Source organism: Arthrobacter sp. P4_F11, assembly GCF_056401395.1.
This window is the reverse complement of sequence record NZ_JBFUJK010000016.1, coordinates 108,483-122,176: the sequence shown is the minus strand read 5'-3', so window position 1 is coordinate 122,176 and position 13,694 is coordinate 108,483. Positions and strand designations below refer to the sequence as shown.

At 66.0% G+C, this 13,694-nt stretch carries 12 protein-coding genes and 1 pseudogene; 12 read left to right on the top strand and 1 reads right to left on the bottom strand.

The annotated features are described in order from the left end of the window. From AC1DRO_RS17325 to AC1DRO_RS17270, 12 genes and pseudogenes are all read left to right on the top strand, one after another. Positions 1-299: pseudogene (locus AC1DRO_RS17325) on the top strand (sugar ABC transporter ATP-binding protein); the annotation flags it as partial. Positions 300-431: 132 nt separating this feature from the next. Beyond that, the gene (locus tag AC1DRO_RS17320; RefSeq protein ID WP_476951787.1) at positions 432-1,862 is read left to right on the top strand and encodes an aldehyde dehydrogenase family protein; all 1,431 of its coding nucleotides are present in this window, start codon (positions 432-434) and stop codon (positions 1,860-1,862) included. Between the two features lie 24 nt (positions 1,863-1,886). After that, entirely contained in the window at positions 1,887-3,836 is a 1,950-nt protein-coding gene (gene iolD / locus AC1DRO_RS17315) for a 3D-(3,5/4)-trihydroxycyclohexane-1,2-dione acylhydrolase (decyclizing) (protein WP_476951786.1), read from the top strand. Then, positions 3,833-4,621 carry an HpcH/HpaI aldolase family protein gene (locus AC1DRO_RS17310; RefSeq protein ID WP_476951785.1) on the top strand — a complete coding sequence of 263 codons (789 nt, stop codon included), beginning with the start codon at positions 3,833-3,835 and terminating at the stop codon, positions 4,619-4,621. Before iolD ends, AC1DRO_RS17310 begins: the two co-directional genes overlap by 4 nt. Positions 4,622-4,646: 25 nt before the next feature. Beyond that, complete coding sequence (locus AC1DRO_RS17305) at positions 4,647-5,858, top strand: Gfo/Idh/MocA family protein (RefSeq protein WP_476951784.1); 1,212 nt, start codon at positions 4,647-4,649, stop codon at positions 5,856-5,858. 2 nt (positions 5,859-5,860) lie between these two features. Further along, the gene (locus tag AC1DRO_RS17300) at positions 5,861-6,889 is read left to right on the top strand and encodes a LacI family DNA-binding transcriptional regulator (RefSeq protein WP_476951783.1); all 1,029 of its coding nucleotides are present in this window, start codon (positions 5,861-5,863) and stop codon (positions 6,887-6,889) included. Between the two features lie 75 nt (positions 6,890-6,964). Continuing rightward, positions 6,965-7,897 carry a hydroxyacid dehydrogenase gene (locus AC1DRO_RS17295; protein WP_476951782.1) on the top strand — a complete coding sequence of 311 codons (933 nt, stop codon included), beginning with the start codon at positions 6,965-6,967 and terminating at the stop codon, positions 7,895-7,897. Positions 7,898-7,963: 66 nt separating this feature from the next. After that, a complete protein-coding gene (gene iolG, locus AC1DRO_RS17290; RefSeq protein WP_476951781.1) occupies positions 7,964-8,977 on the top strand; it encodes an inositol 2-dehydrogenase in 1,014 nt (337 codons plus the stop codon). Positions 8,978-8,980: 3 nt separating this feature from the next. Continuing rightward, positions 8,981-9,766, top strand: a complete 786-nt coding sequence (locus tag AC1DRO_RS17285) for an SDR family oxidoreductase (protein ID WP_476951780.1) — start codon at positions 8,981-8,983, stop codon at positions 9,764-9,766. Further along, a complete protein-coding gene (locus AC1DRO_RS17280) occupies positions 9,763-10,650 on the top strand; it encodes a sugar phosphate isomerase/epimerase family protein (RefSeq protein ID WP_476951779.1) in 888 nt (295 codons plus the stop codon). Before AC1DRO_RS17285 ends, AC1DRO_RS17280 begins: the two co-directional genes overlap by 4 nt. Further along, positions 10,647-11,672 carry a Gfo/Idh/MocA family protein gene (locus tag AC1DRO_RS17275; RefSeq protein ID WP_476951778.1) on the top strand — a complete coding sequence of 342 codons (1,026 nt, stop codon included), beginning with the start codon at positions 10,647-10,649 and terminating at the stop codon, positions 11,670-11,672. The genes AC1DRO_RS17280 and AC1DRO_RS17275 overlap by 4 nt, the downstream gene beginning before the upstream one ends. After that, positions 11,672-13,165: a CoA-acylating methylmalonate-semialdehyde dehydrogenase gene (locus tag AC1DRO_RS17270; protein WP_476951777.1), complete on the top strand. Its 1,494-nt coding sequence runs from the start codon at positions 11,672-11,674 to the stop codon at positions 13,163-13,165. The genes AC1DRO_RS17275 and AC1DRO_RS17270 overlap by 1 nt, the downstream gene beginning before the upstream one ends. 158 nt (positions 13,166-13,323) lie before the next feature. Here the strand turns inward: AC1DRO_RS17270 and AC1DRO_RS17265 are convergent, their stop codons facing one another. Then, the gene (locus AC1DRO_RS17265; RefSeq protein WP_018775517.1) at positions 13,324-13,503 is read right to left on the bottom strand and encodes a hypothetical protein; all 180 of its coding nucleotides are present in this window, start codon (positions 13,501-13,503) and stop codon (positions 13,324-13,326) included. Positions 13,504-13,694: the final 191 nt, after the last annotated feature.

Here is a 13,694-nt window from a genome sequence, read left to right as displayed (position 1 = left end):
GCTACATCCTGCAGGCCCGCGACCGCGGCCTCGGCGTCATCTTCATCACCCACAACCCGCACCACGCCTTCCCCGTCGGGGACCGGTTCCTGCTGCTCAAACGCGGCAAATCGATCGGCTACTACGACAAAAAAGACATCACCCTCGACGAGCTCACCGCCCAAATGGCCGGCGGCGCAGAACTCGCCGAACTCGCCCACGAACTCGAACAACTCGGCGGCCACAGCGACGTCGTCAAAGAAGTCCAGGCCGAGGTCGCCGACGTCGATTCAGAACGCCAGAGCATCGGCAGACACTGACGGCGCCGGCCCCGCACTTCCCCCGGCTCCGGCGCAGCGCCGAAGTAGACAGATCAATTTCAAGAACGGAACGGTTGACCCCAATTCCTGCGGGAATCGGGAGGGCCGCTCTTCCACCCAGATGGAGCAACCATGCAAATGCTAATCGCCGGAACCTGGCGCGGTGCCGCCGACGGCAGGACCGAGGAAGTCCGGTCTCCCTTTGACGGCCGGGTCATTGACACGGTTCCGGTCGCTACGGTCCAGGATGCCGAGGCCGCCCTCGACCGTGCCGAGATCGGCGCCCACCTGCAGAGGTCCACGCCGGCACACGTGAGGGTGGACATCCTCCTGCGCGCAGCCGCCCTGGCCGACGAACGTGCCGAGGACATTGCCCAGACCATCAGTGCCGAAACTGGTAAGCCGATCACGGAGGCCCGGGGAGAAGCCAGCAGGTCGGGGAACATCATCCGCCTGGCCGCCTACGAGGGAAGCCAGCTCTACGGCTCCACCCTTCCACTGGATGCCAACGCCGGCACCGGCCTGGACAAGATCGGTTTCACGCTCCGGCAGCCTGTGGGCATCGTCGTGGCCATCACCCCGTTCAACTACCCCGCGCTGCTGGTGCTGCACAAGATCGCGCCGGCTCTCGCCGCCGGAAATGCCGTCGTGCTGAAGCCGGCCCGCGCGACTCCGCTGACCGCACTGAAGCTGGCCCAGTGCTTCGTCGATGCAGGTCTCCCGCCGGAGGTGCTGTCCGTCCTGACCGGTCCGGGCAGCACCCTGGGCGATGTGCTCGTAACAGACCCTCGGGTGCGGAAAGTCTCCTTCACCGGTTCCACCGCCACCGGAACCCGGATCAGCTCGATCGCCGGTGTCAAAAAGCTTTCCCTGGAGCTTGGCGCCTCCTGCCCGGTGATCATCCTCCCGGACGCCGACATCGAACTGGCTGCCAGCGCCGTGGCAGCCGGCGGATTCATCAATGCCGGCCAGGTCTGCATCTCGGTCCAGCGGGTCATCGTTGACCGCAGGGTCGAAGCGGACTTTCTCGACGCCCTCGTGCCCAAGGTGGAAGCCATCGCGATGGGCAACCCACGCGAAGCCGAGACCCGGCTCGGGTCACTGATCTCGGAAGAGGAAGCGACCCGCGTCCACTCCTCGATCAACGAAGCACGGCACTCCGGCGCCAAAGTGCTCACAGGCGGAGACCGCCAGGGAGCTGTTGTCACCCCGGCCGTCGTCGCAGGCGTCGATCCGCGCTCTCCGCTGAGCCGCAACGAACTCTTCGGACCCGCGGTCGCCGTTACGTCGGCATCCGACCTCGATTCAGCCATCGCCCTGGCCAATGACAACGACTATGGCCTGGGCGCCGGAATCTTCACCAGCGATATCTCCGGCAGCATCCAGGCGATGCGGCAGATCGACGCCGGCAACATCCACATCAACTGGACGCCCCTGTGGCGTGCCGACCTCATGCCCTACGGAGGACTCAAGGGCAGCGGCGTCGGCAAGGAAGGCGTCCGCTCCGCAGTGCAGGAAATGACCGAAGAAAAAACGGTCATTCTCCACGGACGCCCCTGGTAACCCCTCGACTTCTGGAATAAGGCAATGACCACTAACTCACAGACCATCAGGCTCACCACCGCCCAGGCGGTCGTCAAATACCTGTCCGTACAGCACTCCGTCGCCGACGGCGTCAGGCGGCGCCTCGTCCCCGCGGCCCTGGGAATCTTCGGGCACGGCAACGTCGCCGGCTTGGGCCAGGCTTTCGACGAACTGGCCGATGACATGCCCTTCATCCAGGGCCGCCACGAACAATACATGGCGCACATCTCAACCGCGTACGCCAAGGCCAGCCGCCGCCAGGCCGTCCTGGCCGTGACCGCCTCCATCGGCCCAGGTGCCCTGAACCTGGTGACGGCGGCCGGACTGGCCACCGTCAACCGGGTCCCTCTCCTGCTCCTGCCCGGAGACACGTATGCCACCCGCCATCAGGGCCCTGTCCTGCAGCAGCTGGAGCACCCGACCGAAGCGGACGCCACCGTCAACGACGCCTTCCGTCCCGTCTCGCGCTTCTTTGACCGCATTACCCGTCCCGAGCAGCTCCTGACCGCGCTGCCGCAGGCCATGCGCGTACTGACCAGCCCCACGGATACCGGCGCCGTTGTGCTGTCCCTGCCCCAGGACGTGCAATCCCACGCCTACGACTTCCCGGCCGAATTCTTCGCCCCCCGGGACTGGAAGATCCGGCGCCCGCTGCCGGACCCGGCCGAAATCGAGGATGTTGCCGGGCTGATCAGGGCTGCGCAACGGCCTGTGATCATCGCCGGCGGCGGCATCCACTACTCGGATGCCCACGCGGCCCTGGAGCACCTGGCCGGCCAGGTCGGTATTCCAGTAGTGGAAACCTTCGGCGGAAAGGGCGCCGTCACGAAGGACGAATGGTGGCAGGTGGGCGGGGTCGGGCTCGAAGGCAACTTCGCGTCCAACGCCCTGGTCAAGCAGGCCGACCTTGTCCTCAGCGTGGGAACCCGTCTCACCGATTTCGCCACTGGCTCACAGTCGATCTTCGAGCACGACGGCGTCAAGTTCGCGGCACTTAACGTCGTCGATGCCGACACCCGCAAGCAGGGCGCCACCGGAATCCTTGCCGATGCCCGGCTGGGACTCGAAGCCCTGGCCCAGGCGCTGGAAGGCCACAGCACTGCCGAGTCCTGGCAGGACACCGTCCAGGCAGAGAAAGCCCTCTGGGCCCCCATTCGGACACAATGGCTGGACGCAGACACCGCCTACAATCCCGCGGACCACCCGCACGCACCGGTCACCGGGGCGGTCCTCACCCAGCCGCAACTGATCGGCCTGATGCAGGAACACGCGCGTTCCGGCGACACCGTGATCGCCGCGGCGGGCGGCCCGCCGGGTGACCTGCAGAAGGTGTGGGACGCGACCGGGAACAGGCACTGCCACTTGGAGTTCGGCTTCTCCTGCATGGGCTACGAAATCGCCGCCGGCATGGGCGTCCGCCTGGCGGAAGGGAACAACGACAACCGCGTGGTCACCTTCATCGGCGACGGCACCTTCCTGATGGCACCCACGGAGATCCTTACCGCCGCGCAGGAAGGGCTCAACGTCACGGTCATCGTCTCCGAAAACCACGGCTACCAGGTCATCCACCGCCTGCAGATGAACCGCACCGGCAAGGAATTCGGCAACGAGTTCCGCTACCGCACTACGGGAGGCAGCGTCGCAGCCGCCGACGCCCCGAAGGCCCGGCTCGACGGGGACTACCTCAAGGTGGACCTCCGCCAGATTGCCGAAGGCCTGGGCGCCCTGGCTCTCAGGGCCACCACGGCCGTCGAGGTCCGCGAGGCGCTGACCTCGACCCGGGACACCCAGGGCCCCGTCGTGATCGTGGTCCCCACGGTACCCCACGTGGACCTGCCCGGCGGCGACGTCTGGTGGGATGTGGCTCCTGCGGAAGTATCCGGACAGGAATGGGTCCGCACCCTCCGCGCCGACTACGAGCAGGCCCGCGGCCGCCAGCGGTGGTTCGGATGAGCCCCGGACCGCTGGGTGCCGGACCGCTGGATTCCGGACAGCTGCGCCGGCGGCTGGCTGACGGCGAAGTCACCATCGGGACCTTCGTGGGAATGTCATCGGCCACTGCCGCCGAAGTCTGCGCAGCAGCAGGCGCCGACTGGGTGCTGATTGACCTCGAACACGGCTCCGGAGGTGAAGATGCGGTCCGCGACGGCGTCGTGGCCGCCGGCAGCTACGGCGTGCCGACCATCGTCCGGGTCGAATCCGGAGACCGCATCCGCATCGGCCGCGTGCTGGACCAGGGGGCTGCCGGGATCATGGTTCCCCGATTGAACACGGTCGACCAGGCCGCACAATCGGTCCGGCACATGCTCTACCCGCCCCGGGGAGACCGCGGCGTGGCCACGTACAACCGGGCCTGCCGCTGGGGCATGGACCGCCGGACCCTCACCGAACCCGGCCAGGAAACCCTCGGAATCATCCAGATCGAAACCCTTGAAGCGCTGGAGTCGGTCGAAGACATCGCCGCCCAGGACGGCGTCGACGTCGTCTTCGTCGGACCTCTGGATTTGTCCTACGCGCTCGGCGTCCCGCTGCAGCTGGACAGCAACGTCTTCCAGGAAGCCCTGGAGCGCGTCGTCGCGGCGGCCCAGCTGCACAAGAAAGCGGCGGGCATCCTGGCCGTGGACGGCCCGGGCGCTGCCAAGTACGTCCGGCAGGGCTTCCGGTTCGTCGCCATCGGCTCCGACTCGACCATCATGGCGGCGGCGTTCCGTGACGCCTTCGCAACCGCCCGCAACTGACCAACACAAAAAGAAAGGCAAGAACGTGAGCCTAGAATCTCGCACCATCGGCGTCGGCCTCATCAGCGTCGGATGGATGGGAAAGCTCCACTCGCGGGCCTACCAAGCCGTACCGTACGTCTATCCCGAACTCGGACTGAAGACCAAGCTCGTCATCGCCGCCGACACCGAACCCAGCCGGGTCCAGTTCGCCCGCGACGTTCTCGGCTACGCCGAGGGAACCGCCAACTACGACGATGTCCTCAACCACCCCGACGTCGACGTCGTCTCCATCTGCGCACCCAACTTCCTCCACGCAGAGATCGGCATCGCCGCCGCCAAGGCCGGAAAACACTTCTGGATCGAAAAGCCGGTCGGTCGCGGTTACGAAGAAACGGCCGCCGTGCAGGAAGCGGCAGTGGAGGCCGGAGTGCTGACCTCCATCGGCTACAACTACCGGCACGCCCCCGCCGTCGAGCACGCACGCGAGCTCATCGCCGCCGGGCGCCTGGGGCGGGTGACCAACGTTCGGGCCGTGTTCTTCTCCGGGTACGCCTCCGAGCCCAACGGCGCCCTGTCCTGGCGGTTCGACCGGAAACTCGCCGGCACCGGCGTGCTGGCCGATCTGTTCAGCCACGCCACCGACCTGTGCCAATATGTAGTCGGACCCATCGCCGAGGTCACCGCGCTCACCAGCACCGTCTACACGCAGCGGCCAAAGCTCGCCATGGGCTCGGCAACGCACTTCGCAGTGATCGAAAACGGGGAAATGGGAGAGGTTGAAAATGAGGACTACGCAGCCGCGCTGGTCCGCTTCGGCCCGTCCGCCCGCGGCGCAGGAGCAGTCGGCACCATCGAGTCCTCCCGCGTCGCCGTGGGCCCCGAATGCGGCTACCAGATCGAAGTCTACGGAACCGAAGGTTCGCTCAAATGGGACTTTGAACGCATGAACGAGCTCAAGGTCTGCCTGGGACGCAGCAACGACGAGCAGGGCTACACCACCGTCAACGCCAGCCCCCGCCATGGCGACTACGCCCACTTCCAGCCCGGGCCCGGCAACAGCATGGGCTTCGATGACTTGAAGGTCATCGAAGCGAAGAAATTCCTCGTCGCCGTCGCAGGAGGCGCCCAGGAAAACTCGAACATCCATGATGCCGCCTCCGCGGCCGCGATCGTCAGCGCCGCCGAAGCTTCCTCACTGTCCGGTCAGTGGCAGAAGATCGAGGAAATCCACGGCACAACAGCGGCGCGGGCCTAACCATGGCAACTGCATCCGCCCGGCGGCCAACGATCTTGGACGTGGCCGAACGCGCCGGCGTATCAAAGTCCTTGGTTTCACTCGTACTGCGTGACTCTCCCCGGGTCAGCGCCGAACGCCGCCAGCGGGTGCTGGAAGTTGTGGAGGAGCTCGGCTACGAGCTCAATACGGCCGCCAGGTCGCTCGCAACCCGCAGCAACGGGACCATCGGCGTGCTGGTCAGCGACCTGCACAACCCCTGGGCCTTCGACGTCGTCGACGCCGCACGGCCGGTGCTGGAGGAGGCCGGCCACACCGTGCTCTTCAGCGCGGTCACGGCGTCGGCGGCGTCCGGCGGGGGAGTGGACCTGTCCATCCTCCAGGCATTCCGCGATTTGCGGGTCGCCGGGCTCCTCGTGATTGGAACCGTTCCGGACAAAGCGCCGTTCAGCCGCGTTGTCTCGGGGGGAGCCGTCGTATTCGCCGGTGGAGGTCCGGACTACATCGACACAGCCGACGTCGTCCGAAGCGACGATGCCCACGGCATCTCCATGGTTGTGGACCACCTCGTCGGCCTCGGCCATGAACGCATCGCACATCTGGGCGGGCTCGGCGGTTCGGTCGGGGCGGCGCGTGTCAGCGGCTACGCCGCCGCCATGGAAAACCATGGGCTGGGACGGAACATCCACGTTGTCGATGCGGACTTCTCCCAGGAATCCGGGTATGTTGCGGCCCAGCGGGCGCTCGGCGCGTCCGGCCGGCTGCGACCCACCGCCCTGGCCTGCATCAACGATCTGGCTGCCCTGGGCGCGATGACCGCAGCCGATGAACGCGGACTCCAGGTCGCGATCACCGGATACGACAACATCTCCCTCGGCGCCATGCCCCGGCTCGGGCTCACCACTGTAGATCCTGACAGCTCGACGATCGGCGTCGCCGGGGCGAAAACGCTCCTGCAGCGCATCCAGGACCACGACTTCGGCGGAGGCTTCGTCCACCAGCCCATCGTCCCTGAACTGGTCATCCGCAAGTCCAGCCTGCTCGGCCTCTAACCCACTTCACACACGTAGTCACCCCCGCGGGCCCCATGGCCGACGGGGTACACCCTCACATCTTCAAGGATGACGATGGCTTCAATAACCACACCCCAAATAGTCGTAGCTCTCGGCAACGTGGAGGTCGGACTGGTCGAACCGGTGCTGGCCCCACACCAACAAATGATTCACAATCCCACGGAGGAAGATCTCGCCCGGGCCGACGCCGCAATCGTCCGCGCCGCCTACCGCGTGGACCGTGAACTCCTTGACCGCATGCCCGCCCTAAGGGTGATCGCCAGGACCGGCGTCGGCACCGACCTCGTCGACGTCGCGGAGGCAAACCGCCGCGGCATCCCCGTCGTGATCACCCCCGGAAGCAACACCGCCTCCGTCGCCGAAGGCGTCTTCGCCCACCTCCTGGCACTCGTGAAGAAGCTGTCGACCCTGACCCCGTTGGTGAGGGACGGCCGCTGGGAGGAGAGGTCCTCTGTGAACGTCGGAGACCTCGAGGGGTTCACTCTCGGCATCATCGGATACGGCCGCATCGGACGCCGCGTCGCCCGGATCGCGGAGGCCTTTGACCTCAATGTCCTGGCCTTCGACCCGTTCGCCGACGTCCCGGCCGGCATCCGTTGTGGCGCGGTGGAGGAACTGCTGCGCCGGAGCGATTTCGTCACCCTGCACGTGCCGCTGACACCGGAAAACCACAATCTCATCAACGCCGAACGCCTCGCCCTGATGCCCGCCGGGGCCATCCTCATCAACTGCAGCAGGGGAGGCCTCGTTGACCTGGACGATGCCCACGGTGCGCTCCTCACCGGACATCTCGCCGGTCTGGGGCTGGACGTCTACGATCCCGAACCCCCCGCACACCACCCCGTCTTCGACCACCAGAATGTCGTCCTAACACCCCACCTGATGGGTTTCACCCGGCAGGGCATGATCCACACCGTCCGCGACGCCGCCAAGGGCGCCGTCGACGTCCTGGCCGGCCGCAGCCCGGCGGCGGTGGCCACATCATGACGATCCATCACCCTCAACCAACCACGGCCGCACCCGCCTGTGGAGAACTAGAAAGGACCATTACGCATGTCCGCTGACCGCCCCCTCAAGGTTGCACTCTTCGGATCCGGCCGCATTGGCCAGGTCCACGCCCGGAACATCGCCGCCCACCCGGATCTGGAACTGGCGTGGATCGCCGACCCGTTCATCAAGGGCGCACAGTCCCTTGCCGCCGCGACCGGGGCGCAGGCTGTGGAAACCGCTGACGAGGTCTTCGCCAACCAGGACCTGGACGCCATCATTATCGGTTCGCCGACGAGCACCCACGTCGACCTGATCTCCAGGGCAGTTGGCGCCGGCGTCGCCGCCCTGTGCGAAAAGCCCATCGATCTGGATATCGACCGCGTCCGCGTGTGCCGCGACCAGATCCGCGGCACTAAGACCCCGCTCATGCTCGGTTTCAACCGTCGCTTCGACCCGAATTTCGCCTCCGTCCGCGCACGGGTTGAAGCCGGAGAAATCGGACGCTTGGAGCAGCTGACCATCACCAGCCGGGACCCCGCCCCAGCGCCCCAGGACTATATCGCCACATCCGGCGGGATCTTCCGGGACCAGAGCATCCACGACCTGGACATGGCCCGGTTCTTCGTCCCGGACATCATCGAAGTCTCGGCAACTGGTTCGAACCTTTTCTGCGACTACATCGAAGAAGCCGGCGACTTCGACTCGGTGGTCATCACCCTGCGCGGACGGGAAGGTGAGCTCATCACGATCACCAATTCCCGCCACAGCGCCTATGGCCACGACCAGCGGCTGGAAGCATTCGGCAGCGAGGGTCTGCTGACTGCCGGCAACATGACTCCGACCACCGTGCGCAAGTACGGCGCCACGGGCACCGAAGAATCTGATGCCTACCTGCCGTTCTTCCTGGAGCGCTACGCCCAGGCCTACCGCAGCGAACTGGACAGCTTCGTGCAGTCCATCCGCCAGGGAACCGCCTGCAGCCCGGGATTCGACGACGGGGTGATGGCGCTCATCCTGGCCAATGCCGCCGAAGAATCCGCCAGGTCCGGCCGCGCCGTCAAAATCGGAGCGGAGTAGCCAATGAACGGTCCACTCCTTAAAGACAGGGTCCTCCTTGTCAGCGGCGGCACCCAGGGCCTGGGTGCCGGCATTGCCCGCCGGGCGGCAGCCGAAGGCGCGGCCGGCGTCGCCGTGACCGGGCGCAACGCCGACTCGGGCGAAAAGCTGGCCGCCGAGCTGACAGAGTCCGGTGTCGATGCCCGCTTCATCAAAACCGACCTGGCCGACGTCGAACAGGCGAGGGCCTCGGTACTGGAAACCATCGCCGCGTTCGGGCGGATCGACTGCGCCGTAAATGCTGCCGGACTGACCACCCGGGGAACCATGCTGAACACCACCCCGGATCTCTTCGACGCGCACATCGCCGTCAACCTGAAATCACCCTTCTTCATCATGGCCGAAACGATCAGGCACCTCCGTGAGCGCGGTGCGTCAGGCAGCATCGTGAACGTCATCTCCATCGCCGAACTCGGCGGCCAACCCTACCTGGCGCCCTACGTCGCGGCGAAGGCCGGGCTGGCCGGGGCAACCCGGAACGCCGCGCACGCCCACCGCTGGGACAAGATCCGCATCAACGGCCTGGACATCGGCTGGACCGCCACCGACGGCGAAGCCGAAACCCAAAGGAAGTTTCATGGCGCCGGAGACGACTGGCTGGAACAAGCCAACGCCTCGGTGCCGATGGGCAAGCTCGGACAAGTGGACGAGATCGCCGAATTTGTAGTCTTTCTCCTTTCCGACAGGAGCGGAGTCGTCACCGGCTCGGTCATTGACTGGGATCAAAACGTATACGGAGGATCAGATTGAGCACCATCACCAGCCGCCTTGCCGCCGCCCCCATTTCCTGGGGCGTGTGCGAAGTCCCCGGATGGGGCTATCAGCTGGAGGCAGACCGCGTACTGTCCGAGATGACTGCCCTGGGCATCACGGCGACGGAATTCGGCCCCGCAGGCTTCCTGCCCGAACAGGCAACTGAACGCGCGGAAGTACTCAAGCGACACAACCTGCAGGCCATCGGAGGATTCTTCCCCGTCATCCTGCACGATGCCGCCAAGAACCCGCTGCAGGCGGTCTCAGCGGAACTGGACGCCTACCAGGCGGCGGGCGCGAGCATCATGGTCCTGGCCGCCGAAACCGGGGTGGACGGCTATGACCAGCGCCACGAGCTCGATGCCGAGGGCTGGAATCTGTTCGGCCGAAACCTCGACGCCATCGTCAAGGCGGCGGCTGACAGAGGCATCCAGGCCGTCGTGCACCCGCACGTCGGCACCATGATCGAAACGACGTCGGACGTCAACCGCGTCCTGAACGACACCGCCGCGAACCTGTGCCTCGATACCGGGCATCTCCTGATCGGCGGCACGGATCCTGGACAGCTCGTCCGGGACTATGCCTCTCGAATCGGCCATACCCACCTGAAGGATGTGCACAAGGCCGTCGCCGAACGGGTCCAGAACGGTGAAATCTCCTACACCGACGGCGTCAAGACCGGAATGTACGTCCCATTGGGACAAGGCGATGTCGGAATTGCCGGCATTGTCCGGGACCTCCTCGCGGCCGGATACGGCGGCTGGTTCACGATGGAACAGGACACCGTCCTGGAATCCGTACCCGCCGGCGACGGCCCGGTCCGGGACGTCCGGCAGTCCGTGGCCTTCCTCCGGGAACTGGAAGCCGGGCTGGCCACATGAGCGCAGTGCGCTGGGGTGTGCTCACCACCGCCCGCATCGCCCAGGACCGTTTCCTGCCGGCGATGAAGAAGACCCGAAATGCTGTCGCCTCGGCGATCAGCAGCCCGAACGGACGCACGGCGGAGGTCGCCTCACGATTTGGCATCCCGACCGTGTACGAGTCGCACGAAGAGCTCCTCGCCGACCCGAACATCGAGGCCGTGTATCTTCCCTTCCCCAATGGTCTGCACGCTGAATGGATCATCGCAGCGGCCGAGGCGGGAAAAGACATACTGTGCGAGAAGCCGCTGGTCGGGAGCCTTGAAGACTACGCCCGCGTCATGGACGCCTGTGATCGGAACGGCGTGACCCTGATGGAAGCCTTCATGTACCGCTTCCATCCGCAGCACCAGAAAGTCCGTGAGTTCATCGACGCCGGCCGGATCGGCCAGATTGTCTCCATGCACGCGCGTTTCCACTTTGTCATGGACCGCAGCCCGGGAGAGGTCCGTCTGCAGACGGTCCTCGAGGGCGGTGCCGTCAACGACGTCGGATGCTACGCCGTGGACATCATGAATATGGTCATGGGCCGGCCTCCCGTCAGCGTCTACGCCAAAGGAACCAGCCCCACGGACCCGGTTGAGACTACCGTCGCAGCGATCCTGGATTACGACGGTGTCCTTGGAACCTTGGACTGCGGCTTCGAAGGACCCCGAACGAACACGTTCCAGATCATCGGCACCAAGGGACACATCACGCTCGACAAGGCGTTCGACCCGAACCCCGGAGAGCCGGCACGGGTGACCGTTTCGCTCAGGGACGGCAGCACCGAGGCCTTCGATGTCACCGAAGACCCATTCAAGGTCGAAATCGAAAGGTTCAGCGTCTGGACCCGCAGCTCGGTGCACGAGGTGGTCCACCGGCAACTCACTGAGCAGAACCTGGCCGTCCGGCTCGCCATCCACGAATCCCTCGCCGCAGGACTCCCACGGAACGTCGAACAGGTTCACGCCGTGCAACACCACTTACTACAGGAGCAGTAATGACCGTCATCAACCACTTCATCAGCGGAGCCGAGGCAACAGGCACCGGAACCGACACCAAGCCCGTCTACAACCCGGCCACCGGCGCCGTCTCCGCAGAGCTGCGGCTGGCCAACCGGGCAGACCTGGAGACCACTGTCGCCGCCGCGCGGGCGGCCGCCGATTCCTGGGGCGACATCTCCCTGGCCAAGCGCACCGCGGTGCTGTTCAAGTTCCGCGAACTCGTCGCCTCGCACGTGGAGGAACTTGCTCAGCTGATCACGGCCGAGCACGGCAAGGTCCTCTCCGACGCCAAGGGCGAGATCGGCCGCGGACTCGAGGTCATCGAGTTCGCCTGCGGCATCCCGCAGCTGCTCAAGGGCGAGTACTCGGACCAGGTCTCCACTGGCATCGACGTCTTCTCCTTCCGCGAGCCCGTCGGCGTGGTCGCCGGCATCACCCCGTTCAACTTCCCGGTCATGGTGCCGCTGTGGATGGCCCCGATGGCGATCGCCACCGGCAACGCCTTCATCCTCAAGCCCTCCCACCGCGTGCCGTCCGCGGCGATGCTGCTGGCCAGACTGTGGAAGCAGGCGGGCCTGCCCGAGGGCGTCTTCCAGGTCCTGCACGGCGACCGTGAGGTCGTCTCCGGCTTGCTGACCCACCCCGATGTGGATGCCATCTCCTTCGTGGGTTCCACCCCGGTGGCCATGCACATCCTTGAAGTGGCCACCGCCCACGGCAAACGCGTCCAGGCACTGGGAGGCGCGAAGAACCACGCGATCATCCTGCCCGACGCCGACCTCGACAACGCCGCCGACCATCTGGCCGCCGCCGCATTCGGCTCCGCAGGCCAGCGGTGCATGGCCATCTCGGTCGCCGTCGCCGTCGGTGACGCCGCCGACCTGCTGGTCAAGAAAGTCCAGGAACGTGCGCAGGACGTCAAGGTCAAGAACGGCACCGAACCCGACGCCGACATGGGCCCGGTGATCAGCGCAGACTCCCGCGACTTCATCGTCAGGACCGTTACCGAGGCAGCGCAGGCCGGCGCCGCGATGGTGGTGGACGGCCGCGACCTCGTGGTCCCCGGCCACGAGGACGGGTTCTGGGTCGGCCCCACCGTGATCGACCACGTCACGGCCGAAATGTCCGCGTACACCGAGGAAATCTTCGGCCCCGTCCTGGTCGTGGTCCGGGTCGAGGACCTGGAGGAGGGAATCAAGCTGATCAACTCCAACCCCTACGGCAACGGCACCGCGATCTTCACTTCCTCCGGCGCCAACGCCCGGAAGTTCCAGCGCTCCGTCGACGTCGGCATGATCGGCATCAACGTGCCGCTGCCCGTCCCGGTGGCCTACTACTCCTTCGGCGGCTGGAAGGCCTCGCTGTTCGGCGACAAGCACATCTACGGCCCCGACGGCGTCTCCTTCTACACCCGCGGCAAAGTGGTCACCTCCCGGTGGCCCGAAGCCAGCCACGCCTCCGGAGCCTCGTACAACTTCCCGTCCAACTAGGGAACCCGCCGGGGAACCGCGGCCGCGTCTGCGGTTCCCCGGCGGTTCCTGCGCGGGGCCGTGGGCGCCGGTTGATGCGCGGGCTTTAAGGACAAACGACGACGGCGGGAGGTGGCTCCCGCCGTCGTCGTTTGGCCTTGCTGCCTGGAACCTGGGCTTTAGGCGCCGTGGTTCAGGCTGAGGGTGAAGGTGTTCGGGCCGCTGGCGTGGACCGCGATGTTGCTCTTGGCGGTGTTGTGGCGCTCGGAGAGCTCGTGGACCAGCGCGTCCAGCTCGTGGTGCATGGTGGAGCGGTCCCAGAGCTTGTGGGTTACAGAGTTGGCAGTTTCAAACGTCATTGTTCAGTGCTTCCATTTCATGAATCCGGATGTCCGGCTGCCGCACCGATGCGGAGCCGCCGTAGGGGCCAAACCAGGAACGCCTGAGACCGTGGGCAGCTCTGCGAGCTCACCGGTTTGGCCTCATTGCGTCCACCAGGATGGGTGCCCGGCGTTTACTGCGGACGCGGAACGTCGCAGAAATTCGTCAG